Here is a 26961-nt window from a genome sequence, read left to right as displayed (position 1 = left end):
ATGAGCGTCACCACCGCTGAGCAGACCCCTTCTGCCGAAAAGACCCGGCTCTACGGCGTCTGCGACTATTACGACGCCGAGTCCCTCCTCACGGCGGACGAGCGCCGCGTGCTGGGCAGGCTGCGGAGCTTCCTGGACCGGGAGGCGCAGCCCCTGCTGGCCGATTACTGGGAGCGTGGCGAGTTCCCTACCCAACTGGCGCAGCCGCTGATCGACCTGGACCTGATGGAACCGGCGGAACTGACCGGTGGTCCTGGTACCGACCGCCACCAGGCCCGCGGCATCTACCAGGGCTTCCGGATCTTCGAACTGGCCCGCACTGACGCCTCGCTGGCCACCTGGTACACGTCCCAGGCCGGGCTCTTCCGCACGGCCATCCGGGTGGGGGCCTCACCGGAGCAGCAGGCCGAATGGATGCCGAAGGTCATCGACTTCTCCCTCAAGGGCGTCTTCTCCCTCACCGAACCGGACTCCGGTTCGGACATCGCCGGCGGACTGTCCACCACCGCCCGCAGGGACGGGGAATCATGGGTCCTGAACGGCGCCAAGCGCTGGATCGGCGGAGCAGTCAGCGCTGACGTGCTGGCGGTCTTCGCCCGGGACCAGGAAGACGGCCAGGTGAAAGCCTTCCTGGTGGACCGCGAGGCGGACGGCGTGACGCTGGAGAAGATCCACCGCAAGACCGCGCTGCGGATGATGCAGAACGCCCACATCACCCTGGACGGTGTCCGCGTGCCGGAATCCATGCGGCTGCACAACGTGAACTCCTTCAAGGATGTGGCAGCGATGCTCCGGGCCATGCGTTCGGACGTCGCCTGGATCGCCACCGGCATCCAGGCCGGTGCGTTCGAAGCCGCCCTGCGCTATGTGACGGAACGCCGGCAGTTCGGCCGCCAGCTGGGATCCTTCCAGCTGGTCCAGGAAAAACTGGCCCGCATGCTAGGAAACCTCACGTCCTCCCTGTCCCTGGTGGTCCGGCTGACCGAACAGCAGTCCAAGGGCATCTACCGCGACCAGGACTCCGCCCTGGCCAAGATGCAGACGTCCCTGCTGATGCGCGAAACCGTGGCGCTTGCCCGCGAAGTGGTGGGCGGCAACGGCATCACCCTGGAAACGGACGTGGCCCGCTTCCATGCCGACGCCGAAGCAGTCTACTCCTACGAAGGCACCCACGAAATCAACGCGCTCATCGTGGGCCGGGCCCTGACCGGCGAAAGCGCCTTCACCCGCTAACGCGGCACCAACCGGACTGCGCTTACTGAACAGCGACAACTGAACCAAACAGCAACCGAAACCCGACGGCGGCAGCACTGCACCGGCGTCGTACTTCCGCAACTCCAAAAACAACACCAGGAGGCTCACATGCCCAATCTCGTCGTCGACTTCGACAAACTGCTCACCCTCGCCGGAACCGACCTCGGCGTGACCGAATACCGCGAAATCACGCAGGAACAGATCAACAAGTTCGCCGACGCCACGGGCGACGACCAGTGGATCCACGTGGATCCGGAGCGCGCCAAAGACGGCCCGTTCGGCGCCCCGATCGCCCACGGCTTCCTCACGCTCTCCCTGATCATCCCGTTCTGGGGCGAGCTGTTCGACGTCGACGGCGTCACCACCAAGGTGAACTACGGCCTGAACAAGGTCCGCTTCACCTCGCCGGTGAAGGTGGGCTCGCGGATCCGCATGCGGGCCACCATCGCCGAAGTCACCGAGGTCAAGGGCGGCGCCCAGATCAAGGTGTCCAACACCATCGAGATCGAGGGCCAGGAGCGCCCCGCCGTCGTGGCCGAATTCCTGGCCCGCTTCTACAAGTAAGCATCACGTAACACACCCCCTTTTGTCCCTCTGTCCTAAAGGAACAGCCATGTCTGGACTCACTCAGCTTCAAGCCATGGGCACGGCCGAACGCCGCAAGGAAGCGCGCACGGTCATCGCCTCCAGTTATCTGGGCAGCACCATCGAGTACTACGACTTCCTCCTCTACGCCACGGCTGCCGCCGTCGTCTTCCCCAAGGTGTTCTTCTCCGGGATGGACGACTGGGTAGGCGTGGTGGCCGCCTACGGCACCTTCGCCGCCGGCTACGTGGCACGCCCGCTCGGCGGGATCATCTTCGGCCACTTCGGCGACAAGCTGGGCCGCAAGGGGATGCTCATCGTGTCCATGCTGGTCATGGGCGTGGCCTCCACCCTGATCGGCCTGGTCCCGGACGCCTCCGTGGCGGGGCCGTGGGGCGCCGTCATGCTGGTGGTCCTGCGCGTCTTCCAGGGCATTGCCGTCGGCGGTGAATGGGGCGGTGCCGCCCTGATGGCGCTGGAACACTCGGAGTCCGGCAAACGCGGCTTCGCGGCGTCGTTCGTAAACGCCGGTGCCCCGACCGGCGCTGTGCTGGGCACGTTCATCATGGGCGCGTTCTCATCACTGCCGAACGACCAGTTCCTCGCCTGGGGCTGGCGGGTTCCCTTCCTGCTCTCCTTCGTGCTGCTGGGCGTGGGCATGTTCGTCCGCCTCAAGGTCTCCGAGAGCCCCATCTTCAAGGCCGCCCTCGAGCAGGAAAAGCGCGAACAGGCCGAAGGTGCGCGGGCGGAAGGCACAAACGGAACGGGCGGCACCGCCCCGGTCCGCCGTGAAATACCCCTCCTCCAGGTGCTCCGCCGGCCCAAGACGCTGATCTTCACCATGCTGGCCGGGGCCGCGGGCTTCGCATTACAGGTGGTGCTGGCAACGTTCGCGGTGACCTTCGCCGTCTCCAAGGGTGCCGACCGACAGGGCGTGCTCTACGCCTACGCCGCAGCCTCCCTGGTCTCCATCGTCTTTGTGGTGTTGGGCGGAAGGCTCTCAGACAAGCTGGGCCGGCGGCCGGTGATGGTGGGCGGACTCGTGCTCTTCATCGCCTACCTCGTGCCGATGTTCCAGCTGCTGTCCTCCAACAACATCATGCTGATCTTCGTGGCGTTCGCCGTGGGCCTGATGATCCACTCCACGCTGTTCGGCCCGCTCGCGGCGTTCGTTTCCGAACAGTTCGGCACCACCTCGCGGTACACGGGCGCCTCGCTGGGCTACCAGCTGGCAACCCTGCTCGGCGCGGGCTTCACGCCCGGCATCGTGGCGCAGATCTTCAAGGATTCCGGCCAAAACACCGGGTCGGTGGTCTGGTACCTGGCCATCATGTCCGTGGTGTCGATCGTCTTCATCCTGCTCACCCGGGAACCCAAGAACAACGATCTCCAGACAGTCCGGCTCTGATCCGGCCGCCAGGGACTACCGTCTAATTAGAAAGGACTTGCCATGGACAATTTTGGCATCGGCTCGTGGCTGCAACGGCGCCGCCCGAAGTCGGGCAACAAGGCAGCAATCATCGCCGGAGACCGCGAGGTCAGCTACGAGCAACTGGCGGAACGCTCGGCCCGGCTTGCCAACGCCTTCCGTGACCGCGGCGTAGCCCGCGGGGACCGGGTGGCCTACCTGGGGGAGAACCATCCGGCCTTCCTGGAGACGCTCTTCGCCTGCGGCACCCTGGGCGCCATCTTCGTCCCGCTCAATACGAGGCTGGCACCCCCGGAAATCCAGTTCCAGCTGGAGGACTGCGGCGCCGTGCTGCTGGTGCACGCGGCGAGCCTCTCGGACCTGGCGGTCCGTGGCGCGGCAGGGACTGCGGTGGGTGGCCGGATCGCCGTCGACGACGTCCCTGTGACAGGAAATCACCACAAAACCGGAAATCACGACGACGGTGCTGCCCCTGCAGCGGATAAGCCGGCGGCGGCAGTGGAGAACTTTGAGGCTGTGGTGGCGTCCGGCGCGGACCGCCCCATCGATGAACCGGTGGCACTGGACGACGGAGCCATGATCCTTTACACCTCCGGCACCACGGGCCGCCCAAAGGGCGCCCTGCTTACCCACGGGAACGTCACGTGGAACGCCATCAACGTCATCGTGGATTTCGATTTCTCCTCCACGGACGTCGCGCTGATGATCTCCCCGATGTTCCACGTGGCCTCCCTTGATATGGGGGTCCTGCCGACGCTCCTCAAAGGCGGAACGGTCATCCTCGAATCCAGGTTCGACCCCAGCCGCGTCCTGGCCCTCATCGAGCAACACCGCGTGACGACCATGAGCGGGGTCCCCACCACGTATCAGCTCATCTGCGAACACCCCGCGTGGGCAACCACGGACCTCAGCTCGCTGAACAAGCTCACCTGCGGCGGCTCCGCGATTCCCCTGCGGGTACTCGCCGCTTACGAGTCCCGAGGCCTCCAGATCGGCACCGGCTACGGCATGACCGAAACCGCCCCTGCAGCAACGGTCCTCCCGGCGGCGCGGTCCCGGGACAAGGCCGGATCGGCAGGCCTGCCGCACTTCTTCACGGACGTCCGGATCGCTGACCTGGCTGATCCCGGCGCCGGCCCGGCGGAGCCTGGCACGGTCGGGGAGATCCAGATCAAGGGCCCCAACGTCATCCACGAATACTGGAACCGGCCCGACTCGACGGCCGATTCCTACACCGCGGACGGCTGGTTCAAGTCCGGCGACATGGGCTACAAGGACGGCGACGGCTTTGTGTTCATTTCGGACCGGCTCAAGGACATGATCATCTCCGGCGGCGAGAACATCTATCCGGCCGAAGTGGAGCAGGCCATCACCGAGCTGGACGCCGTGGGCAGCGTGGCCGTGATCGGCGTGCCGGACGAGAAGTGGGGCGAAGTGCCGCGTGCCGTGGTGCTCCTGCGGGAAGGGGCGCAGCTGAGCGAAGAGCAGCTGCGGGCCCACCTGGACGGCCGGCTGGCCCGGTACAAGATACCGAAGTCGGTGGTGTTCGTGGACGAGATGCCCCGGACGGCGAGCGGCAAGATCCGGAAGGCGGACCTGCGGAAGCTGACCCCCGCAAACGGCCAGCTGCAGTAGCGCGAACGGACAGTTGCGGCCCCGGGGGCGGGCGCGGACGGACAGTTGCGGCCCCGTCCCCGGACCGGGAATAATCTTCATAGCTAGAGACTTGAGTCAATTGCACTCAACTTTACCTACGGAGGGTACATGCCAACGTTTTTTGGACCTGCCGGTACCGGCAGCGGTTCGTTTGACGAGTTCCTTGCGCGCTACCTGCAGGGCCAGCGCGCGGCCCGGTCCGGGCGCCCCACGGACATCACCCGGCTGCTGAGCCGCCGCACCCACGAGGTGCTCTCGCTCGCCGGCCAGTTCGCCGTGGACCTGGGACACGGTGACGTGGATGCCCTGCATATCCTGCGGACGATGGCCGGGGCGGAACCGGCTATCGGTTACGTGCGCCGCGCCGGGTCTGACCCCGCGGCCGTGGCCAAGGCCGCGGAAGAACGCCTGCCGGAGAAGTCCGGCCGGCCGGGGGCTAGCGCTCCGGCGCTGACGCCGTCCGCCCAGCGGGCACTGCTGGACGCCTACCAGGTTGCCCGGGCATTCGGATCCACGTACATCGACCCGGAGCACCTGTTCTTCGCCCTGGTGCTGAACCAGGATGCCCCCGCCGGGCAGGTGCTCGCGGCAGCCGGCGTCACGCCCGAGTCCTTCCAGGCCGGCGCGCGCGAGGCTGCCGGCACCGAGCCGTCCGGAGCCGGCACCCCGGACGCTGCGGCATCCGCGCACGGTCCGGGCGCCGCTTCGGAGACTCCGACGCTGGACACCTACGGGACGGACCTGACGGCCCTGGCGCGTGAAGGCCGCCTGGACCCGGTCATCGGGCGCTCCGACGAGACGGCACAGACCATCGAGGTCCTTGCCCGGCGCACCAAGAACAACCCCGTGCTGATCGGCGAAGCGGCGTGGGCAAGACGGCCATTGTGGAAGGCCTGGCGCAGGCCATTGCCGCCGACACCGTGCCGGAGCAGCTCCGCAACAAGCGGGTCATTTCGCTGGATCTCCCGGCCATGCTTGCAGGGACCCGCTACCGCGGCGACTTCGAAGAGCGCCTGACCAAGGCGATGGACGAAGTCACCGCAAACCCGGGCCGGTTCATCCTGTTCATCGACGAGCTCCACACCGTCATCGGTGCAGGCGGCGCGGGCGAAGGCGGCATGGATGCGGGCAACATCCTGAAGCCGAGGCTGGCCCGCGGCGAACTCCACGTCGTGGGTGCCACGACGCTGAACGAATACCGCAAGGTGGAAAAGGACCCCGCCTTCGAGCGCCGCTTCCAGCCCGTGCAAGTGGGTGAGCCCGCCATCGAGGATGCCGTGCAGATCCTTTCCGGGCTGCGCGAACGGTATGAAGAACACCACGGTGTCCGCTACACCGACGAGGCGGTTCGGGCCGCCGTCGAACTGTCCGCCCGGTATGTGACGGACCGGTTCCTTCCCGACAAGGCGATCGACCTTATTGACCAGGCGGGCGCCAGGCTGAGCCTGAAACTCGGCTCCCGGCAGGATGCTGCCTCCCTGCGCGAGCGGCTGGCGGCGCTCGAGGACTCGAAGAACGCGGCGATAGCGGCGGAGGACTTCGAGGAAGCCTCCCGGCTGCGGGACGAGGCGAAGGAGCTGAAGGAAAAGCTCGACGGCGGCGCGAACGGCCAGGAAGCCCCCGGCGCCGAGTCCGCCGTCGTGGGTGAAGCGGAGATCGCCGAGATTATCTCCCGCGCAACGGGCATCCCGGCGAGCCGGATCACCGAGGGTGACCGGGAACGCCTGGCCCGGCTGGAAGAAGACCTGCACCAGCAGGTTATCGGCCAGGAGGATGCCGTGAGCCTGATTGCGAAGTCAGTTCGCCGCAACCGCACGGGCATGGGCGCCGCAGGCAGGCCGATCGGGAGCTTCCTGTTCCTGGGCCCCACCGGCGTGGGCAAGACCGAACTCGCCAAGGCCCTGGCGGGATCGCTCTTCGGCAGCGAGGACTCCATGATCCGCTTCGATATGAGTGAGTTCGGCGAGCGGCATACGGTGAGCCGACTGGTGGGTGCCCCTCCGGGGTATGTGGGTTACGACGAGGCCGGGCAGCTGACCGAGCGGGTGCGGCGGAATCCGTACTCGATCGTGTTGCTCGACGAGGTCGAGAAGGCCCACCCGGATGTGTTCAACCTCCTCCTGCAGGTTCTCGACGACGGGCGGCTGACGGACGGCCACGGGCGCACTGTGGACTTCCGCAACACGGTGGTCATCATGACCTCGAACCTCGGCTCGGAGTTCCTGGCCAGCAAGGCGGGACCCACCGGGTTCACTGCGGCCGGGGAAGGAAGCGCGTTCGGCTCGGAGAAGGCTCTGCGAGACCGCGTCCTGGCGCGGCTGCGTGAATCGATGCGGCCGGAGTTCCTCAACCGCATCGACGAGATCGTCCTGTTCCGCAAGCTCGACCAGGTCCAATTGCGCCAGATCGTCCGCCTGATGCTGAACGACACCGAAGCCCGCCTGCGCTCGCAGGGCATCGGACTGGTGGTGGGCGAGGACGCGGTGGACTGGATCGCCGAGCGGGGCTACGAACCCGAGTACGGTGCGCGGCCGATGCGCCGTGTGATCCAGCGCGAACTCGATGACCGGATCGCCGATCTGCTGGTGGGCTCAGGCCTGGCAGCCGGGGGACAGGTCATCGTTTCCGCCGACGGGCCGGAGCTGGTGGTGGCTGCCGGCAGCCCGGAGGTGCCGCTGGCTGCGTAAAGGGGAGCAGCGCGAAGGGACAGTTGCGGCCCGGCCGGCGACGCATGACGCGTTGCAGGCCGGGCCGCGTGCTGCCTCAGTCGATGACGGCCGGCGTCAGCTAACGGACAGTTGCGAACGGACACTTGCGGCCCTGGGCGTGCGGGCCCCGCTCCTAGTGGATCAGCGCCAGCATGACGCCCACGGCCACGAAAAGCACCCCGAACGTCCTGTTCAGGAGCCTCTGCCCGTGGGCATCGTGCGTGAACCGCTGGAAGGACTTGGCGGCGGCGGCGAAAAAGAACCACATGACCAGAATGTCGATCACCACAACCGTGGCGGTGAGCACCAGGTACTGGGGCAGCAGCGGCTGCTCCGGCCGGATGAACTGCGGCATAAAGGCCAGGAAGAAAACCACGGCCTTGGGGTTCAGCAGGTTCACCCACAGTCCCCGGCGGAACATGGACCCGGCCGGTTCATTCCGGAGCTCGGCCGCCTTCTCCTGGTCCAGGTCCGGCTTGTGCAGGAACTGGCGGATGCCTAGGTAGACGAGGTAGGCGGCGCCGGCGTAACGGATCACGTTGAACGCGACGGGCGAGCTGGCCACCAGGACGCCGACGCCGAGTGCCACGATCACCACGTGGATCACCAGCGCCGCCTGCTGCCCCAGGATCCCCCAGATGGAACGCCGGAAGCCCGAGTTCAGCGAGTTGCTCATGGTGTTGATGGCACCTGCTCCGGGGGTGAAACTGATCAGGACGCCGGCGCCGGCCAGGGCCAGCCAAAGGGAGGGTTGCACCCATCCAGTTTACGGGTGTTGGCCTGAGGGGCGGACGCCGTAGCTGAGGATCATGTTCCCCTTGCTGGTCCGCTGCGAATCCTGCAGCTCCAGCCGCGTCACCGGATCCCCGTCCTCGAACAGCCGCCGCCCACTTCCGGCAATGACCGGGTGCACCATGAGCATCAGCGAGTCGAGCAGCCCCGCGAACAGGAGTTGCCGGGTCAGCGAGATGCTGGCGAACACGGCAATCTCGCCGCCGTCGGTGTTCTTGAGATTGGCTACGAACTCCTCCAGCGGGGCGTCCATAAGCCGGGAATTCTGCCACTCGAGTTCGCCCGAAAGAGTCCTGGAGGCCACGAACTTCTGCAGCGGATTGATGAATGCGCCAAACCCGGCGTCGGCCGCCGCGCCGGGCCAGTAGCCCGCCCACTGCTCGTAACCCACCCGGCCCAGGAGTCCGGTGTCCACCCGGGCCATCATTTCGTTCATGCCGGCGCCGAGTTCGTCGTCGAAACTGTCGAACTGCCACAGGTTGGGGGCTTCAACTACTCCGTCCACGGAGTAGAAAAGGCCGGCCGTCAATGTGCGCATGGTGATTCTCCTCGCTGGTGGTCTTCTTGCATCCTAAGTACGGATGGGCCAGCGGGGAATGGGTGCGGCGATTTCCGAGCAGACACGGCAACTCAGTCACATTTTCCGAACATTGAGTGCACCCAGTGAGTCATGGTGCACGGAAGGTCATCGTGGCCGGAGTACTGGTCAAAGTAGTGATGAGCCCCGGCAGACATGTACCCGGTTTCGTCCTGGCCAAAATGCCCGCTTCACTGACAACCTCTACGCGGTCCAGCACGCCACACCCGTAATTGGACGTGTCGAACCTAAGCCCGCGCAATGACCTCGCCGTTGGGAATCAGGAACCAGCCGTCCTCTGTGGAACCCCAGCGGTGCCATCCGGCAGAAATCCTGGCGAGGTCGGCGGCGTTGGCGAAGCCGTATTCCAGGGCCTGGTCCGCGAAGGCCGAGTGGAGTACGCGCTCGCCCCACACCCGTGCCTGCCACCGGCGCTGCTGGCCCGTGGCGTACAGCCAGTTGCTGCTGGTGGGTGCCACGTCCGTAAACCCGGCCGCTTGCGCCCAGGAGACCAGCCGGCGCCCGGCGTCGGGTTCCGCGCCGTTGCGGCGCGCAATGCGCTGGTACAGCTCCATCCATTCGTCCAGTTCCGGGATGTCCGGGTACCAGCTCATGCCGTGGAAATCGGCGTCGCGCACCGCCACGATGCCCCCGGGCCTGGCCACGCGGCGCATTTCGCGCAGGGCTTCCACGGGATCCGTCAGGTGCTGGAGCACTTGGTGGGCGTGGACGACGTCGAACGTTTCGTCGTCGAAGTCCAGGTCGTAGATGTTCCCGGCCACGAACTCGACGTTCTCCACCCCGCGTTCGGAGGCAAGGGCAGCGGCGTGGGCGATGACATCCGGGGAGCGGTCCAGCCCGGTGACGTGTCCCGGTGCCACGAGGACGGCGAAGTCGCAGGTGATGCTGCCCGGCCCGCAGCCCACATCCAGCACGGACGTGCCCGGGGCGAGGTAAGGAAGCACGAACGCGGCGGAATTCTCCGCGGTCCGGGAGGCATGGGCGCGGACCACGGACTCGTGGTGTCCGTGCGTGTACACGTCTTCAGGCTGCTGCGCACTCATAAGGAAACGCTACCGCTCCGGGGGGAAAATGCGCGGCAATCGAAGGGAGGAAATCGGGCGGTTATTCCGGCCCCAACGCTGCCGGCCCGGCCGCTTCCGGTCCGGCCGCTTCCTGGGCTGCGCGGATGGTCGCCTGGGTCATGGACTCCATGAAGCGTGCCGCCACCTCAAGCTCTGCGGGGGTGAATTCAGCCATCGCGGCGCCCATGTGGCGGGCCAGCGGAAGGAACATGGCGCCGCCGTCGCGGTAGGCCTTGGGTGTCATGCGGAGCTGGACCTGCCGGCGGTCGGAGCCCAGCCGCTCGCGGATCACGTGGCCGGACTGGTCCAGGCGGTCGATCAATGCTGTGGTGGCGGGGGAGCTGAGATGGAGTTCCTTCCGCAGGACGCCGGGTGTGACCACCGTGCCCTTCGCGGCATGCCGCATGATGACGGCAAGGGCGTTCAGGTCCGTGCGGTGCATGTCATTCCGTCCGCCTGCTGTGTCCACATAGCGGTTGGCTTCCAGCGTGAACTCCTGAAGCAGCAACACGAGCGCCGGGGGACCGCCGGGAGTGCGGACTGCGTCGTCGTCTGCCATCCCTGCCTCCATCTGTTTCCCGGGCTGTTCTTCACGTCCGCCGTCCTGAGGATCTTACTTCAGCCCGGTGCTCCGCCGGCCCGGCACTGCTTCCCGGCCGGGCGGTAATTTCCGGCTAGAGAGGATATTTCCAAAACAAGCTAGTCTGGCACTTATCTCTATGAGAGAGATAATCTATGCTGGAATAAATTCTACTCCGTTCGCGACCTCCAGAAGGAACCATGAAACCCAAACTCCGCTCCCGGGAGCGCGTCCCGTTCTGGCTCCGCTGGCTGGTGCCCGTGTTGCTCGTTCTGACCTGGCTGGCCGTCGCCGGTGTTGGCGGCCCCACCTTCGGCAGGCTGGACGAAGTGTCATCCAACGACCAGGCGTCGTTCCTTCCCTCCGGCGCTGAAGCCACGGAGGCGCAGGACTGGCAGGCAAAATTCAGGGACTCCGACGAGATTCCGGCCGTCATCGTCGTCGAGAGCGATTCGGCCTTCACGCCTGCGCAGCTGGGCGAGGCTGCCGCCCTCAAGTCCACGCTGGAGGAACTGCAGGCGGTCGGCACGGTCATCGGGCCCATCCCGTCGAAGGACGGCGAGGCGGTCCAGTTTGTGGTCCCCATTTCCTCCTCGGGCGAGGTCAAGGAGATCGTCCAGGAGCTCCGCGACGAGGTCAAGGCGTCAGCACCGGAAGGAATGCAGACGTTCGTGACCGGTCCTGCGGGGCTGACCGCGGACCTGGTGAGCGCCTTTGCCGGGATCGACGGCATCCTGCTGCTCGTGGCCCTTGCCGCCGTGTTCATCATCCTGCTGATTGTCTACCGCTCGTTGCTGCTCCCCATCGCAGTGCTTTTCACCTCGGTGTTCGCGCTCTGCGCGGCCATCCTGCTGGTCTTCGGCATGGCCAAGCTCGGCTGGATCCAGCTCAGCGGCCAAAGCCAGGGCATCCTCTCCATCCTGGTCATCGGCGCCGCAACGGACTACGCACTGCTGTATGTGGCCAGGTTCCGCGAGGCACTGACCCACACCACCAACCGCACCGCCGCCGTCCTGACCGCCTGGAGGGGGTCCTTCGAGCCCATCCTGGCCTCCGGCGCAACGGTGATCATCGCCCTGCTGTGCCTGCTGTTCTCCGACCTCAACTCCAACAAGGCGCTGGGCCCGGTGGCCGCAGCCGGCATCCTGTGTTCGCTCTTTGCGGCCCTCACGCTGCTCCCGGCCCTGATGGCTTTGCTGGGCCGCGCCGCCTTCTGGCCGTTCCGTCCCAAGTTGGTACCCGAGGCCGAACGTGAACCCCGGTTCGTCACCGGCCTCGAAGGCCAGAAGGGGCTGTGGCGCGCCACCGGTTCCCTGGTGTCCCGCCGGCCCCGGACCGTCTGGGTCGCCTCGGTGCTGCTGCTCCTTGCGGCCTCGGCAGGCATCCTGCAGCTCAAAGCCAACGGGGTGCCGCAGACCGACGTCATCCTCACCGCCTCCAACGCGGTGGACGGCCAGGATGCCCTGGCGCGCCATTTCGACGCCGGCTCCGGCAGCCCCGCGGTGATTGTCGCCGACGAAGCGAAGGCGCAGGAGGTACTGGACAAGACCAAGGCGACCGACGGCGTCGGCGATGCCTACCTCCTGGCGGAGGGCAGCGTGCCGATCACGGGAGCCCCCGGCACCCCCGCTGAGCCCGGCGTCCGCGACGGCAAGGTCCTCATCAACGCAACCCTGAATTACGCGGCCGACTCCGGCGACGCCGAGAACGTGGTGGTGAAGCTCCGCGAGGACCTCAAGAAGATCGACGACGGCGCGCTGGTGGGCGGCGTGACCGCGACGGCACTGGACACCAACACCACGGCCCAGCGCGACCTGATCGTCATCATCCCCGTGGTCCTCGCCGTCATCCTGGTGATCCTCATGCTGCTGCTGCGCTCGGTGCTGGCCCCGGTCCTGCTGGTGGCATCGGTGGTTCTGTCCTACGCCGCGGCCATGGGCGTCTCCGCGCTGGTGTTCAACAACATCTTCGGCTTCCCGGGCGCTGATGCCACCGTGCCGCTGTTCGGCTTCGTCTTCCTGGTGGCGCTGGGCGTGGACTACAACATCTTCCTGATGAGCCGGGTGCGGGAGGAGTCACTCAAGCACGGCACCAGGCCGGGAATCCTGCGGGGCCTCGGCGTGACGGGCGGCGTGATCACGTCGGCAGGAGTTGTCCTGGCCGCAACCTTTGCGGCGCTGGGCGTCATCCCCATCATGTTCCTGGTCCAGCTCGCCTTTATTGTGGCCTTCGGGGTCCTGCTGGACACCGTGCTGGTCCGCTCGCTGCTGGTCCCGGCGCTCTCCTATGACCTCGGTCGGCGGATCTGGTGGCCCGGCAAGCCGGGGCGTCTGGAGGACGACGAGCGTGCGCTCGCCGGCTCGCGCGGCGACGAGGGCAGCTTGGAGACCGACCTGGAGGGTGCCGCGCGCAGGTAGGCGCGCTGCGGCCTCAGCCCTGGGCCTGCCACCACGCGACCGTTGCCGCTGCGGCGTGCGGCAGCGGAGTGGGATGCAGCCCCAGGGCGGCCTCGCTTGCCCGCGAATCCATCACAAAGGGCCGCTCGAACTGGTAGAGCATCTCGGCCAGCTCCCGGGTGCCGGCGGAAAAGAATCCCATGGCCCGGAGGGCCCAGCCGGGCACTGCGCCCATTGCGGGCGCGGGCACCCCGCCCGCTTCCGCGAAGGCCGCCGCAAGCTGGCGCTGCGTGACGGCCGGGCCGGTGGGAGCGTGCCACACCCGGTTCCACTGCGACGGCGTCTGCGCGGTACGGATCATGGCCGCGGCAAGGTCCGGCACATAGGTGAACGAGTGCGGCTGGTCCGCGCTGCCGATCACCAGAATCCTCTTCCCGGCCAGCACCGCCGGCACCATGCGTTCACCGGCGTGGGCGGTCAGCACCCGCGGGCCGAAGAAATCGCCCGCCACCACGCTCACGGTATTCGTGGGGGAGGCTGCACGCGCCTTCAGCAGCGCGGTGCGGACACCGCGCTTTCCGCCCTGCGCCTCCCGCGGGCTGTCCTCCGCCATCACGGCGTCCGGCCGGCTATAGGAGTAAAGGCTCTCAGGAAATACGACGACGGCGCCCGCCTCGCCGGCCGCCGCCAACACGGCCTCCTCCGCCGCCGGAAGTTCCCGCAGCCAGGCCTCCGCAGTGTAGGCGGAGCCGTGGATGCAGTGGAAAACTGCCGACGCTCCGGCGAACGCTTTGCCGAGCGGTGCGGGGTTGGAAACGTCCACAGGCAATCTGTCGATCAGCGCGTGCTCCGGGCCACTGCCGGAACGGGTCAGGACCCGCACCCGCTTGCCCTGGCCGGCCAGCTGCTCCGCCACGGTCCAGCCAACGGGGCCGGCGCCGGTCACCACATACAGTTCGGGCATTGGATTCTCTTTCCTCGGGAGCTTCAGTCTGGCTCGCTTGGGGGCTCATTGATCAGAGAGCAGTGCTCTCGAAATTAAGAATGCTCCACGCGTCAGGCAAAGTCAAGAGCAGTGCTCTCAATTGTTGACACTGCTCTGAAAAATGGAATGCTGGAGGCATGCCAGCTACCGATGCCGCCACCCCGGCGCCCCGCACACCGCGCGAGCGCGCCAGGGCGCAAACCATCGCCGACATTGTCCGGCTGGGCCGGGAGCACCTGGCTGTCCACGGTGCCGCGGCGCTGTCTCTTCGGGCCGTGGCCAGGGACCTGGGGGTCGTGTCCTCCGCGGTGTACCGGTACGTGCAAAACCGGGACGAGCTGCTGACCCTCCTGCTGATCGATGCGTACGGCGAGCTGGGGGACGAGGTGGACGCCGCCGTTGGCCGCGTGGCGGAAGCTGACTTTGCGGGGCGCTTCTATGCGCTGGGGCGTGCTGTCCGCGGCTGGGCCGTCCGCGAGCCCGCCCGCTATGCCCTGCTCTTCGGCAGTCCCGTGCCCGGGTATCGGGCTCCGGCGGAGCGCACCACGGGGCCGGGGACCCGGGTGATCTACAGCCTGATGGCCATCTTCGACGCCGCCTGGCGGGCCGGCGCGGTGCGGGTGGAACCCGCGTCCGTGGCCGCCGGGCCCCCGGCTGTGATCCCTCCGCCCCTGGCCCGCGACTTGACGTCGATCCGGGAGGAGCTGGGGCTCGGGCTTCCGGACGGGATACTGGCGCGGGGAGCGCTGGTGTGGACGTCGCTTTTCGGGGCCATCAGCTTCGAGGTATTCGGCCAGTACGGCGAAAACACGTTCGCTGCGAAGGACGTGCTGTTCGAGCATCACCTGCAGGTGCTGGCCGGCATCGCCGGTCTCGAATAGCGGGCGCGGCCGCGGACGGCAGAGTGCCGCCTACCATTTTGTGAGCGCTAACAAATTTTCCTTGTATCTCAATTTACAACGATATAAAGTGTGTCTCAGCCCGCAGCCGCCTGGCCCGGTCCAACGGGACCGCAGGAGCCGGACGGCCGGTGATTTTTTCCAACGGCTACGTCCAAAGGAGTGACGGTGAAGCAAGTTGATACACGCCGAATGCAGATGACCCGCAGGCAATTGCTGCTCGGGGGGCGGTGTGCTCGCAGGCAGCCTTTCGCTCGGAGCGAGCCTGACAGGGTGCGGAGGCGCGGCCCAGGCGGCGGGGAACGACATCCGCTTCTGGCACCTTCTCTCCGGCGGAGACGGCATCAAGATGATGGCCATGATCGACAAGGTCAACACGGACCACCCCGACTTCAGGATCAAACCCACCGTGCTCGCCTGGGGTGCGCCGTATTACACCAAGCTCGCCATGGCCTCCGCCGGCGGCCGTCCGCCGGAGGTGGCCGTGATGCATGCGGCCAGGGTGCCCGGCTATGCACCCGGCGGACTGCTGGATGCCTGGGACCTGGACCTGCTGGCGGAGTTCGGGGTCCGTCCGGAGGACTTCGCCCCGCGAATCTGGGAGAAGAGCCAGTTCAACGGCCAGGTATTTTCGCTGGCGCTGGACTCGCACCCGTTCGTGATGCTCTACAACACCGACGTGGCGGACAAGGCCGGGGTGCTGGGGAACGATGGCCGGCTGGCGGAGATCTCATCGCCGTCGCAATTCCTCGAGGTGAGCCGCGAACTGCAGCGGGTGACCGGCAAGCACGGGCTCTCCTACGGTTACCTGGGCGACGGCGCGCAGATGTGGCGCCTGTTCTATACGTTCTACCGCCAGCACGGTGCGGACTTCGTCCTGAATCCAGGGACGCCCGCGCAGGTGGAGCGGGATGTGGCCATCGACTGCCTGGAGTTCATCACGTCCCTGCTGGACAACACCATTTCAACGAAAAGCGGCGACGGCGGAACGGCCATCGCGGAGTTCGCCAGCCAGGGTTCGGGGCTGCTTTTCACCGGCGTGTGGGAGTTGCCCACCATGAAAACGGCCGGTGTTCCGCTCGGTGCCAGCACCATCCCCACCCTCTTCGGGACGCCCGCGGCCTTCGCCGACTCGCACTCGTTCGTGCTGCCGCACCAGGCTTCGCTGGACGAATCCAAGCGCCGCGGCGTCTACCAGTTCGTCGCCTCCATGCTGAAAGGCTCCTTGAGCTGGGCGGAGGCCGGCCATATTCCGGCCTATCAGCCGGTGGTGAAGTCCAAGGAGTACGCGGCGCTGACCCCGCAGGCAGATTATGCGCACGCGGCGGACATCATCAACTACGACCCCCAGGCCTGGTTCACCGGTTCGGGGTCCGACTTCCAGGGCTATTTCGCCGAGAACGTCCAGAACGTGTTCCTTGGACGGGACAAGGCCGCCGACGGCTGGGATGCCTTCATGAAGCGCATCAATACAGTCCTCGCCATGCCGAACCCGGTGTGAGCACCAGGCGCGGCAAGGCCGCCGAACCCCGCTTGAGAATCGACGTGAGCATCAATCCGCTTGTGACAAAGGAGTCCCCATGAGCACCGCCCGCACCACAGCGCCCGCCGCGAGATCCCGGCGTTCCAGGCGTGACAATATCCACGGCTGGGCCTTCTCCGCCCCGTTCCTGGCTTTCTTCCTGATGTTCCTGGTCTGGCCCATGGTTTCCGGAGCCGTCATGAGCCTCACCGGAAAGTCCCTCACCGGCGCCAACGGCGGGTTCATCGGCCTGGCCAACTACGCCGAGGCGTTCGGCGACTCGGACATGTGGCGCTCGCTGGGGAACACGCTGTACTTCACGCTGATCAGTACGGTGCCGCTGGTGGTCATCGCCCTGGCGCTGGCAGCAATCGTCAACATGGGCCTTCCCGCGCAGTGGCTGTGGCGGCTCTCTTTTTTCTCCCCGTTCCTGCTCGCCTCCACGGTGGTGTCGCTGTTCTTCGCCTGGATGTACAACCCGGAGCTTGGCCTGTTCAATGACCTGCTCGCCAAGCTGGGCATTCCGCCGGTGGCGTGGCTGAACGATCCCGCCGTGGCGATGTGGGCCATCGTGATTGCGACGGTGTGGTGGACCGTGGGCTTCAACTTCCTGCTGTACCTGGCCGCGCTGCAGAACATCCCGCAGCAGCACTACGAAGCGGCCTCGCTGGACGGCGCCGGCGGATGGCGCCAGTTCTTCTCCATTAGCCTTCCCCAGCTGGGCCCCACCACGGTGATGATCGTGATCCTGCAAATCCTCGCGTCCCTGAAGGTCTTTGACCAGATCTACCAGATGACCGAGGGCGGCCCGGGCGGGGCGACCCGGTCCATCGTCCAGTACGTCTTCGAGGCCGGATTCACAGGCTACCGGCTGGGTTATTCGGCAGCCATTTCCTACATCTTCTTCGGCCTGATCCTGGTCATCGCGCTGGCCCAGGCCTTCATCACACGGAAAAGGAGCGCCTAGCCATGGCTACCCCCACACTTTCCAGGCCCGCACTCCAGCCCAAAGGTTCCACCGAAGCGGCACCAAACCGGCCCCCGAAGGCGCCGCTGTCCCGCATCCTGGCCACCGTCGTCGTGTCCGTCCTTGCCGTGGCGTGGCTCGTGCCCTTTGCCTGGGCCACGGTCACCGCGCTGAAGAGTGAAACGGATGCCGCGTCCACCCCCATCAGCTGGATACCGGCGTCGGGCTTTACCCTCGATGCCTTTGCCAAAGTTCTGCAGAGCGGCAACATCCCCACCTGGACGCTCAACTCGCTCTTCACGTCCGCGGCGATCACCGCCATCACGCTGGTGATTTCCGCGTCCGTGGCCTACGCCATTTCGCGGATCGATTTCCGCGGCAAGAGGATGCTGATGGGCGTGATCGTGGCCTCCATCATCATTCCGCCGCCGGTCCTCATCATCCCGTTGTTCCAGCAGATGCAGTCGCTGAACCTGATCGACACGTACTGGGCGCTGATCCTGCCGCAGGTGATCCACTCGCCCATGGTGTTCGTGCTCAAGAAGTTCTTCGACCAGATCCCGCGGGAACTCGAGGAGGCGGCACTGATGGACGGCGCCGGAAGACTGCGGATCTTCACCACGATCGTGCTGCCGCTGTCCAGGCCCATCCTGGCCGCCGTGGCCATCTTCGTGTTCATCGGTGCCTGGAACAACTTCCTCTGGCCGTTCATTGCCACCAACGAGAGCTCGCTGCTCACCCTGCCGGTGGGCCTGCAGACCATCAAGAGCGCCTACGGGATCCAGTACGCCCAGAACATGGCCTCTGCGTTGCTTGCCGCGCTTCCCCTGATTGTGGTGTTCCTGTTCTTCCAACGCCAGATCATCAGGGGCGTGGCCACCACCGGCCTCGCCGGCACCTAGTTACCGCCACTCTTCCCCGCCCGCTTCACCACCCGCCAAACCACCAGGACTGGAGAATAAATGTCCCGCGCACGCATCACCATTGACCGCGACTTCACCGTAGCCGAGGTTCCCCGCCGGATTTTCGGATCCTTTGTTGAGCACATGGGCCGCTGCGTCTACACCGGCATTTACGAACCGGGCCATCCCCGGGCGGACGAGCGCGGCTTCCGCCGCGACGTCATGGACCTCGTCAAGGAGCTCGGCGCCACCGTGGTCCGCTATCCCGGCGGCAACTTCGTCTCCGGCTACAACTGGGAGGACGGCGTCGGGCCCGTGGCGGAGCGGCCGCGCCGGCTCGACGGCGCCTGGCACACCCTGGAAACGAACGCCTTCGGCCTGCACGAATTCGTGGACTGGTCCAGGGAGGCCGGGGTGGAGGTCATGGAAGCCGTCAACCTGGGCACCCGCGGCGTCGATGCCGCCCGTGAGCTGGTGGAGTACGCCAACATTCCGTCCGGCACCCGGCTCTCCGACCTGCGCCGCAAGAACGGACACGAGGATCCGTTCAACATCAAGCTGTGGTGCCTGGGCAACGAGATGGACGGACCGTGGCAGATCGGGCACAAGACGGCCGAGGAATACGGCCGGCTGGCGCAGGAGGCCGCCAAGGCCATGCGCTTCGTGGACCCGGACATCGAACTGGTGGCTTGCGGCAGCTCCAACTCGGGCATGCCCACGTTCGGCGCCTGGGAGCAGACCGTCCTGACCCACACCTACGAGCAGGTGGACTACGTCTCGCTGCACGCCTACTACCAGGAGCACGACGGCGACGCCGGCAGTTTCCTGGCCAGCGCCGTGGACATGGACTACTTCATCGAATCAGTCATCGCTACCGCGGACGCCGTCCGGGCCAAGGGCAAGCACAGGAAGCACATCAACCTCTCCTTCGACGAATGGAACGTCTGGTACACCCGGCCCGGCGACGCCGACAGCCCCGAGCAGGTGGGCAAGCACGGCTGGCGGGAGCACCCTCGCGTCATCGAGGACAAGTACAACGTGACGGACGCCGTCGTCGTCGGGACCTTCCTGAACTCCCTCCTCCGCCACGGTGACCGCGTCAAGATCGCCAACCAGGCGCAGCTGGTCAACGTGATCGCCCCCATCCTCAGCGAGGAAAACGGTCCGGCATGGAAGCAGACCATCTTCCATCCCTTCGCCCGCATGGCCGAGCTGGCGCACGGGCAGATCCTCCGGCTCGCCGTGGACTCGGACAAGTACAGTAACGCAAAATTCGGCGACGCCGACCTGGTGGACGTCAGCGCCACCTGGAACGAGGAAACCGGGCGCATCGCCTTGTTCCTCGCCAACCGCGGGCTGGAGGAAGCCGCCGACATCGAAGTGGTCCTCCGCGGCTTCGATGCCCGGCAGGTGGTCCGGGCGGACGTGCTGCGGATACCCGACGGCGCGGACCGGTTCATCACCAACACGCAGGACAACCCAGGCGCCGTCGGCCTGACTCCGCTCGAGGGGGTCAAGGCGGCCGGCGGCGAAGTCCGCGCGAGCCTGCCTGCCCTGTCCTGGGCGGCCATCGAACTGGAGGTCGTGCGCAACTGACCACCCCTGTTGAAGCGCCGGGCGGATGGATAGACTGCCCCTGCGCCCGTCCGGGCGCCCGATGCTTCCAGGAGGGAACCGTCAGTGTCAGAGAACAGCGAAATGTCGCAGAACAGCGAAGACGAAGCGGAAAAGCAGCGCACCGAACCCGCGCCGGCAGTCGAAGGTGACAGCGGCCAGTATGTCGACGGCGACTACGGCAAGGCGGGAATTGCGCACGACGACCAAGCGGCAGTCGGCGACGGCGAATATCCCGAAGGCGATTACGGAACCGCCGGGGAGGTCGAGGAACCTGCCGGCGCCGTCGAAGGCGAATACGAAGCCGGCGATTACGGCAAGGCCGGCACGGCGGGCGAGAACCTGGTGACACTCGAGGAATCCGAGTACCCGGACGGCGACTACGGCAAAGCCGGTACTGCCGGGCCGACCGCCGGTACTGCCGGGCGGCCGGATACCGCCGGGCGGGCGGATACCGCCGGGCGGGCGGCTACTGCAGAGGAGTCCGGCGACGTTCCCTGACCGCTAACCGGCTCCTGACCCACCCCTGGCCGCGGTTTCACGCACAGCGAAACCGCCGCCAGGGGTCGGCGTGTGTGGCGGAAAATCGCCGTTTTTGAGTCTCTGCGCGTACTTGGCGCGCCCAAATTACACCGGCGTTCCGCTAGTTGAGCGCAGTTGACTCAACTTTGGATTGACTTAATTCCTCCCCTGAGTAGAGTTGAGTGTAGATCGCTCAATCAGTGGGCGTGCCTGAATCTCGACCAGCGTTTCCAAGGAAAGAAGGAAGCAACACATGTCACGTGCAGTAGGTATCGACCTCGGAACCACCAACTCCGTCGTCTCCGTTCTCGAAGGTGGCGAGCCCACCGTTATTGCCAACGCCGAGGGTGGCCGCACCACGCCGTCCGTCGTTGCGTTCTCCAAGTCCGGCGAAGTCCTGGTCGGCGAGATCGCCAAGCGCCAGGCCGTCAACAACATCGACCGCACCATCGCCTCCGTCAAGCGCCACATGGGCACCGACTGGACCGTCGGCATTGACGATAAGAAGTACACCGCGCAGGAAATCTCCGCCCGTATCCTGATGAAGCTGAAGAACGACGCCGAGTCCTACCTGGGCGAAAAGGTCACCGACGCCGTCGTCACCGTTCCCGCGTACTTCAACGACGCCCAGCGCCAGGCAACCAAGGAAGCCGGCGAAATCGCAGGCCTGAACGTCCTCCGCATTGTCAACGAGCCCACCGCCGCTGCCCTGGCTTACGGCCTGGACAAGGGCAAGGAAGACGAACTCATCCTGGTCTTCGACCTCGGTGGCGGAACGTTCGACGTCTCCCTGCTGGAAGTGGGCAAGGACGAAGACAACTTCTCCACCATCCAGGTCCGCTCCACCGCCGGTGACAACCACCTCGGCGGTGATGACTGGGACCAGCGCGTCGTGGACTACCTGCTGAACCAGCTCAAGGTCAAGGGCATCGACCTCTCCAAGGACAAGATCGCCCTGCAGCGCCTCCGGGAAGCTGCCGAGCAGGCCAAGAAGGAACTCTCCTCCTCCACCAGCACCAACGTCTCCCTCCAGTACCTCTCCGTCACCCCCGACGGCCCGGTCCACCTGGACGAGCAGCTCACCCGCGCCAAGTTCCAGGACCTCACCAAGGACCTCCTGGACCGCACCAAGAAGCCGTTCCAGGACGTCATCAAGGAAGCCGGCATCAAGCTCTCTGAGATCGACCACATCGTTCTCGTGGGCGGTTCCACCCGCATGCCCGCCGTGTACGAGCTCGTCAAGGAACTCGCCGGCGGCAAGGAGCCCAACAAGGGCGTCAATCCGGATGAGGTCGTCGCCGTCGGCGCCGCACTGCAGGCAGGTGTCCTGAAGGGCGAGCGCAAGGACGTGCTGCTGATCGACGTCACCCCGCTGTCCCTCGGCATCGAAACCAAGGGCGGTGTCATGACGCACCTGATCGAGCGCAACACGGCCATCCCCACCAAGCGTTCAGAGACCTTCACCACGGCTGACGACAACCAGCCGTCCGTGGCCATCCAGGTCTTCCAGGGCGAGCGCGAGTTCACCCGGGACAACAAGCCGCTGGGCACGTTCGAGCTGACCGGCATCGCTCCGGCTCCGCGCGGCGTTCCGCAGGTCGAGGTCACCTTCGACATCGACGCCAACGGCATCGTGCACGTCTCGGCGAAGGACAAGGGCACCGGCAAGGAACAGTCCATGACCATCACTGGCGGCACCGCGCTCTCCAAGGAAGACATTGACCGCATGGTCAAGGACGCCGAGGAGCACGCAGCCGAGGACAAGGCCCGCCGCGAGGCAACCGACACCCGCAACACGGCCGAGCAGCTCGCCTACTCCGTGGACAAGCTGATCGCCGACAACGCCGACAAGCTGCCCGAAGAGGTCAAGACCGAGGTCAAGGCCGACGTCGACGACCTCAAGAAGGCCCTCGAAGGCACCGACGACGCTGCGGTGAAGACCGCCTTTGAGAAGCTGCAGGCTTCCCAGAGCAAGCTCGGCGAGGCCATCTACGCACAGGCCGGTTCGCCGGACGGTGCAACGGGTGCCGCAGGGGCAGAAGGCGCACCCGCCGGCGACGCCAAGGCTGATGAAGACATCGTCGACGCCGAGATCGTTGACGAAGACGAGAAGAAGTAATCATGCCGCATCACGGTAACGAGGAAGAACACGACTCTTCCGCAGGCCAGCAACACGCGCGCGACAGCCGGGAGAACGAGCGTCAGGAGAACGAGCCGCAGAAGCCGGTGATCCACGACAACCGCAAGGTTGATCCGAAGACCGGCCAGGCCCGCCACCCTGACCAGGAACCCGCTGGCGCCGGGCACTCCGGCGCCGGGGACGCACTGTCCCAGGCCGAGGACATCCTCAACAGCGTTGAGGTTCCGGCCGAGGAATCGGTGGCCCAGGGTGTAGGCGCGGAGGAGGCGGAGGAACTCAGGAACGATCTCCGCCGCCTGCAGGCTGAATACGTCAACTACCGCAAGCGCGTGGAACGCGACCGTGCCGTGGCAGGGGAGATGGCCGTCGTCGGCGTCCTGAACTCGCTGCTTCCGGTACTGGACGACGTCGACGCCGCCAGGCAGCACGGCGACCTGGCCGACGGCCCGTTCGCCGCGATTGCCGCCAAACTGGAGAACGCGCTGAAGACCTACGGCCTGGTGCGCATCGATGAGACCGGCGTGGAGTTCGATCCGACCATCCACGAGGCCCTCATCCAGCAGCCCGGCCAGGACGTCGAAATCGACACCGTCAGCCAGGTCCTGCGCTCCGGCTACAAGGCCGGCGAGCGGGTCCTCCGGGCAGCACAGGTTATCGTCGCAGTTCCGGCTTAGCATTACCCCATCGAGATGGCAGTTCGCAGCAGTGATTCGCAAGAACATTGCCGCGAACTGCCATCTCGGCACAAAGATTTGAAAGGAAACGCCATTGGCTAGCCAGGACTGGGTCGACAAGGACTTCTACAAGATCCTTGGAGTCGCCAAGGACGCTTCCGACGCCGATATCAAGAAGGCTTACCGGAAGCTTGCGCGGCAGCACCACCCGGACACCAATGCGGGGGACGTGGCTTCGGAGAAAAAGTTCAAGGACATCTCCGAGGCGTACTCCGTGCTCTCTGATCCGGATGAGCGGCAGCAGTATGACGCCATCCGTGCCATGGGCGGCGGCGCTCGGTTTGCTCCCGGCGGCGCGGGCGGCGCGGCCGGCGGGGCCGGATTCGAAGACCTCTTCGGCGGCCTCTTCACCGGCGGCGGCGGACGCCACTCCGGGGGCTACAGCACCTCGGGCGGCATCCCGCCGGAGTTCGCTGACCTCTTCGGCGGCCAGTTCGGCGGACCCGGTTCCGGAGCCGGATTCCAGCGCGCCCCGCAGAAGGGCGCCGACCGTACTGCCACCACCACCATCTCGTTCGCCGGTTCCATCCGCGGCACCACCATCGGCCTGCGCGAGCCGGACGGAGACGTGATCGACGTCCGTGTCCCGGCCGGGATCAAGGACGGCCAGAAGGTCCGCGTCCGCGGCAAGGGCCAGTACGGCCCCGCCGGCAACGGCGACCTGATGGTCACGGTCAACGTCAAAGGCCATGATTTCTACACGCGCGACGGCGACAATCTCCGCATCCACGTTCCGGTCACCTTTCCGGAAGCTGCCCTGGGCGCTGACATTGAAGTGCCCACGATCGACGGTGAGAAGGTCAAGGTCCGTGTCCCCGCGGGGACGCCGTCGGGACGGACGCTGCGTGTCAAGGGCCGTGGCGTCAAGCACGCGAAGGCCACCGGCGACCTGCTGGTGACCATCGACGTCGTGGTTCCGCAGAAGCTGACAAAGGAAGCGGAGGAAGCCGTCAAGGCGTTCGCCGAGGCCACCGGCGGCCAGGACGTGCGGGCCGGACTTGCAGCCAAGGCGCGGCTCTAGGAAACGCGCGTGTACGTACTGGGACTAGCGGGAGGAGCCGGGCGTGGACATTGATTTCGATCAGCCGATCTTCGTGATCTCGGTGGCGGCCGAGCTCGCGGATATGCACCCCCAGACGCTGCGCCAGTATGACCGCCTGGGCATCGTCTCTCCCAGCCGTGCGCCCGGCAAATCCCGGCGCTACTCCCAGCGGGACGTCAACGTGCTCCGGGAGGTGCAGCGGCTCTCGCACGAAGGGGTATCGCTGGAGGGCATCAAACGGATCCTCCAGCTGGAAAACCAGGTGGCCGCCCTGCAGCGCCGGGTGAGCGAATTGACCGAGGAACTGAGCCGCCGCCGCAGCCCCCTGGATTCGCGGATCTTCGCGGCCGGAGCAGCCGGCGACGTGGTGAGCCTGGCCCGCGGCCAGCGGCCCCGCGCCCGCTCCCAGGCCGTGGTGGTGTGGCGGCCCCGCCCCACGGAGTGACCGCGGACGGGAGCGCGCTGTTGTTCTTGACAGCTCAGGGATGCCGGAACAGAGTGGATGGTTACGCCTGTTCACTGCCAGTCTTCACTGTCCCGGAAGGAACGCCTCATGGCCTTTGTCTCTGTTGGAAAAGAAAACAGCACCACCGTTGAGCTCTACTATGAGGACCACGGGCAGGGACAGCCGGTGGTCCTCATCCACGGTTACCCGCTGGACGGCGCATCGTGGGAACGGCAGACCAGCGCGCTGCTCGAGGCTGGCTACCGGGTCATCACCTATGACCGCCGCGGCTTCGGCAAGTCCAGCCAGCCCACCGAGGGCTACGACTACGACACCTTTGCCGCCGACCTTAACACCCTGCTCACCGAGCTCGACCTGGCCGATGCCGTGCTGGTGGGCTTCTCGATGGGCACCGGCGAGGTGGCCCGCTACCTCAGCACCTACGGCTCGGACCGGGTTTCCAAGGCAGTGTTCCTCGGCTCCCTCGAGCCGTTCCTGCTGAAGACGGAAGACAACCCCGACGGCGTTCCCCAGGACGTGTTCGACGGCCTGCTGAGTGCAGTGAAGGAAGACCGCTACGCGTTCTTCACGGAGTTCTTCAAAAACTTCTTCAACACCGACGACACCCTGGGCAGCCGCCTCAGCGAAGAAGCGCTGCGGGCCAACTGGGCCACCGCCAGCAAATCCTCCGCGCACGCCTCCGTGGCTGCCCAGCCCACCTGGCTGACCGACTTCCGCGCCGATATCCCGAAGATCGATGTCCCCGCGCTCATCGTCCATGGAACCGCGGACAACATCCTGCCCATTGACGTGGCCGGCCGCCGGTTCAAGGATGCACTGCCCAACGCGGACTACGTGGAGATCGAGGGGGCGCCGCACGGGATGTGCTGGACCCACGCGCAGGAAGTCAACGAAGCTCTCCTGGCCTTCCTGAAGAAGTAGCGCGGAGCGGCGCTAGCTGGTTTCGGCCTGGACCCTGAGCTGCATCAGGGCCAGGTCGATCAGCGGGGTGTCCGCTCCGAGGACCCGTGCACGCCGGGTGAAGTCGCCCAGCAGGTGTTCCGCCTCACCGGGAAGGCCGGCAACGACGTCGCGGTACAGGGACGACGTGAACGTGGACCCCGGCTGCGTCAGCATCGCCAGGGATGCCTCGGTTTCATGGTCCGGCACCGGATAGCCGGCAGCCGCCGAGACGGCGCCGGCTTCCGCCAGCACCGACTGCACGAAGTCCGTGCCGCCGGGCACCGCCACGATGGCGCCCACGGGTCCCCGCATCAGGCAGGTCACGCTCCCTGCCGCGACGATGAAGACCCATTTGTGCCACATCGAGGCGAGCGCGTCGGCCGTGGCCGAAGCCTTGAACCCGGGCACGGTAAAGGTTTCAACAGCCCGCAGGACACGGTCGCTCGGCGGGCCGGACAGTTCCCCGACAGTGAGGGTGGCCAGCGGATTCATCTGCAGGATGTCGCCGTCGTCCGTGACGGTGGTGACCACCTTGACGATCCCGCCAAGAACCCGGCCGGCGCCGAAAGCAGCCACCAGCGAGTCCAGGTGGGCCATGCCGTTCAGGAATGGCACGATGACGGTTTCCGGCCCTACTGCCGGTGCGAGATCCGCCAGTGCCCGGGGCAGGGCGGAAGCCTTTACCGTAACCAGCACCACGTCGTACGGGCCGGCAAGGTCCGCCGCGGTGACCAGCCTGGGTTCAATGACGTCTTCCCGGCCGAGGCCCGTGATCCGGAGCCCGCGCCCGCGCAGTGTGGCTGCCCGCCCTTCCCGGACCAGGAACGTCACGTCCCGGCCGCCCTGCGCCAGGCGCGCACCAAAGTATCCGCCGGTGGCTCCGGCACCGACAACCAGGATCCTTGCGGCGTTCTGCTGACTGGCCATGTTGCTCCTGAGGGATATGTGTCGCCGTGAATCCCAAGATGACGGCGAAAAAGTTTCGTTCAGGTTAACTTTGCCACCCGCAGTTTCCGCCATTTTGTCAGCGAACTTACCGTCGCCGCCGCGCCGCACCGGGGGACTGGCCTCTTGTGAAATAGCGCGGAAACGAACCGTCATGCCTGGCGAAACAATTCGCTCCTAGATTGAGCCCCACGGGTCAACGTGAGGGCCCTGGAGACC

22 protein-coding genes and 1 pseudogene are annotated in these 26961 nt (G+C 66.3%); 17 read left to right on the top strand and 6 right to left on the bottom strand.

Annotated elements, in window-relative coordinates; translation table 11 throughout:
* The 5 genes and pseudogenes from TV39_RS19815 (at position 1) to TV39_RS19795 (ending at position 7611) form a co-directional block, all read left to right on the top strand.
* Positions 1–1233, top strand: a complete 1233-nt coding sequence (locus TV39_RS19815; protein WP_043485028.1) for an acyl-CoA dehydrogenase family protein — start codon at positions 1–3, stop codon at positions 1231–1233.
* 129 nt (positions 1234–1362) lie between these two features.
* Positions 1363–1818, top strand: a complete 456-nt coding sequence (locus tag TV39_RS19810; protein ID WP_043485025.1) for a MaoC family dehydratase — start codon at positions 1363–1365, stop codon at positions 1816–1818.
* Between the two features lie 49 nt (positions 1819–1867).
* Entirely contained in the window at positions 1868–3247 is a 1380-nt protein-coding gene (locus TV39_RS19805; protein ID WP_043485022.1) for an MFS transporter, read from the top strand.
* A gap of 42 nt (positions 3248–3289) precedes the next feature.
* Positions 3290–4903: an o-succinylbenzoate--CoA ligase gene (menE, locus tag TV39_RS19800; RefSeq protein ID WP_043485019.1), complete on the top strand. Its 1614-nt coding sequence runs from the start codon at positions 3290–3292 to the stop codon at positions 4901–4903.
* A gap of 129 nt (positions 4904–5032) precedes the next feature.
* Positions 5033–7611, top strand: a pseudogene (locus tag TV39_RS19795) (ATP-dependent Clp protease ATP-binding subunit).
* 154 nt (positions 7612–7765) lie between these two features.
* Here the strand turns inward: TV39_RS19795 and TV39_RS19790 are convergent.
* The 4 genes from TV39_RS19790 to TV39_RS19775 all read right to left on the bottom strand — a co-directional run bounded on the left by TV39_RS19790 (position 7766) and on the right by TV39_RS19775 (position 10645).
* Positions 7766–8389, bottom strand: a complete 624-nt coding sequence (locus TV39_RS19790; protein WP_043485017.1) for a LysE family transporter — start codon at positions 8387–8389, stop codon at positions 7766–7768.
* A gap of 9 nt (positions 8390–8398) precedes the next feature.
* Complete coding sequence (locus TV39_RS19785) at positions 8399–8962, bottom strand: dihydrofolate reductase family protein (RefSeq protein ID WP_043485014.1); 564 nt, start codon at positions 8960–8962, stop codon at positions 8399–8401.
* A gap of 287 nt (positions 8963–9249) precedes the next feature.
* Positions 9250–10065 (bottom strand): methyltransferase domain-containing protein, encoded by an 816-nt coding sequence (locus TV39_RS19780; protein ID WP_043485012.1) that lies wholly within the window; start codon positions 10063–10065, stop codon positions 9250–9252.
* A gap of 61 nt (positions 10066–10126) precedes the next feature.
* On the bottom strand, positions 10127–10645 hold the full coding sequence (locus TV39_RS19775) for a MarR family winged helix-turn-helix transcriptional regulator (protein ID WP_043485010.1): 519 nt from the start codon (positions 10643–10645) through the stop codon (positions 10127–10129).
* 221 nt (positions 10646–10866) lie between these two features.
* Between TV39_RS19775 and TV39_RS19770 the strand changes: the two genes are divergently transcribed.
* Complete coding sequence (locus TV39_RS19770) at positions 10867–13083, top strand: MMPL family transporter (RefSeq protein ID WP_043485008.1); 2217 nt, start codon at positions 10867–10869, stop codon at positions 13081–13083.
* Positions 13084–13096: 13 nt separating this feature from the next.
* Here TV39_RS19770 and TV39_RS19765 read toward each other — a convergent pair whose 3' ends face one another.
* Positions 13097–14026, bottom strand: coding sequence for an NAD-dependent epimerase/dehydratase family protein (locus TV39_RS19765; protein ID WP_043485007.1), 930 nt, complete (start codon positions 14024–14026; stop codon positions 13097–13099).
* 158 nt (positions 14027–14184) lie between these two features.
* On the opposite strand from TV39_RS19765, the gene TV39_RS19760 reads away from it, so the two are divergent.
* The 11 genes from TV39_RS19760 to TV39_RS19710 all read left to right on the top strand — a co-directional run bounded on the left by TV39_RS19760 (position 14185) and on the right by TV39_RS19710 (position 25776).
* On the top strand, positions 14185–14928 hold the full coding sequence (locus tag TV39_RS19760; RefSeq protein ID WP_043485005.1) for a TetR/AcrR family transcriptional regulator: 744 nt from the start codon (positions 14185–14187) through the stop codon (positions 14926–14928).
* A 250-nt stretch (positions 14929–15178) separates the two neighbouring features.
* A complete protein-coding gene (locus TV39_RS19755; protein WP_235347460.1) occupies positions 15179–16447 on the top strand; it encodes an extracellular solute-binding protein in 1269 nt (422 codons plus the stop codon).
* A 79-nt stretch (positions 16448–16526) separates the two neighbouring features.
* The gene (locus TV39_RS19750; RefSeq protein WP_043485004.1) at positions 16527–17435 is read left to right on the top strand and encodes a carbohydrate ABC transporter permease; all 909 of its coding nucleotides are present in this window, start codon (positions 16527–16529) and stop codon (positions 17433–17435) included.
* 2 nt (positions 17436–17437) lie between these two features.
* On the top strand, positions 17438–18337 hold the full coding sequence (locus TV39_RS19745; protein WP_043485002.1) for a carbohydrate ABC transporter permease: 900 nt from the start codon (positions 17438–17440) through the stop codon (positions 18335–18337).
* Between the two features lie 60 nt (positions 18338–18397).
* Positions 18398–19933, top strand: a complete 1536-nt coding sequence (gene arfA, locus TV39_RS19740) for an arabinosylfuranosidase ArfA (protein ID WP_043485000.1) — start codon at positions 18398–18400, stop codon at positions 19931–19933.
* An 84-nt stretch (positions 19934–20017) separates the two neighbouring features.
* Positions 20018–20452 carry a hypothetical protein gene (locus TV39_RS19735; protein WP_200891062.1) on the top strand — a complete coding sequence of 145 codons (435 nt, stop codon included), beginning with the start codon at positions 20018–20020 and terminating at the stop codon, positions 20450–20452.
* 274 nt (positions 20453–20726) lie between these two features.
* Positions 20727–22592 carry a molecular chaperone DnaK gene (gene dnaK, locus TV39_RS19730; RefSeq protein WP_043484998.1) on the top strand — a complete coding sequence of 622 codons (1866 nt, stop codon included), beginning with the start codon at positions 20727–20729 and terminating at the stop codon, positions 22590–22592.
* A 2-nt stretch (positions 22593–22594) separates the two neighbouring features.
* Positions 22595–23287 carry a nucleotide exchange factor GrpE gene (locus TV39_RS19725; protein WP_200891061.1) on the top strand — a complete coding sequence of 231 codons (693 nt, stop codon included), beginning with the start codon at positions 22595–22597 and terminating at the stop codon, positions 23285–23287.
* 94 nt (positions 23288–23381) lie between these two features.
* The gene (locus TV39_RS19720) at positions 23382–24368 is read left to right on the top strand and encodes a DnaJ C-terminal domain-containing protein (RefSeq protein WP_043484996.1); all 987 of its coding nucleotides are present in this window, start codon (positions 23382–23384) and stop codon (positions 24366–24368) included.
* 43 nt (positions 24369–24411) lie between these two features.
* Entirely contained in the window at positions 24412–24834 is a 423-nt protein-coding gene (locus tag TV39_RS19715; protein WP_043484993.1) for a heat shock protein transcriptional repressor HspR, read from the top strand.
* Between the two features lie 108 nt (positions 24835–24942).
* Positions 24943–25776 (top strand): alpha/beta fold hydrolase, encoded by an 834-nt coding sequence (locus TV39_RS19710; RefSeq protein WP_043484991.1) that lies wholly within the window; start codon positions 24943–24945, stop codon positions 25774–25776.
* 12 nt (positions 25777–25788) lie between these two features.
* On the opposite strand, the gene TV39_RS19705 is transcribed toward TV39_RS19710, so the two are convergent.
* The gene (locus tag TV39_RS19705) at positions 25789–26724 is read right to left on the bottom strand and encodes a ketopantoate reductase family protein (protein WP_043484988.1); all 936 of its coding nucleotides are present in this window, start codon (positions 26722–26724) and stop codon (positions 25789–25791) included.
* Between the last annotated feature and the right edge of the window lie 237 nt (positions 26725–26961).

This window comes from Arthrobacter sp. SPG23 (assembly GCF_000876655.1).
Taxonomy (GTDB): domain Bacteria; phylum Actinomycetota; class Actinomycetes; order Actinomycetales; family Micrococcaceae; genus Arthrobacter.
This window is presented reverse-complemented; position numbering and strand designations above follow the sequence as displayed.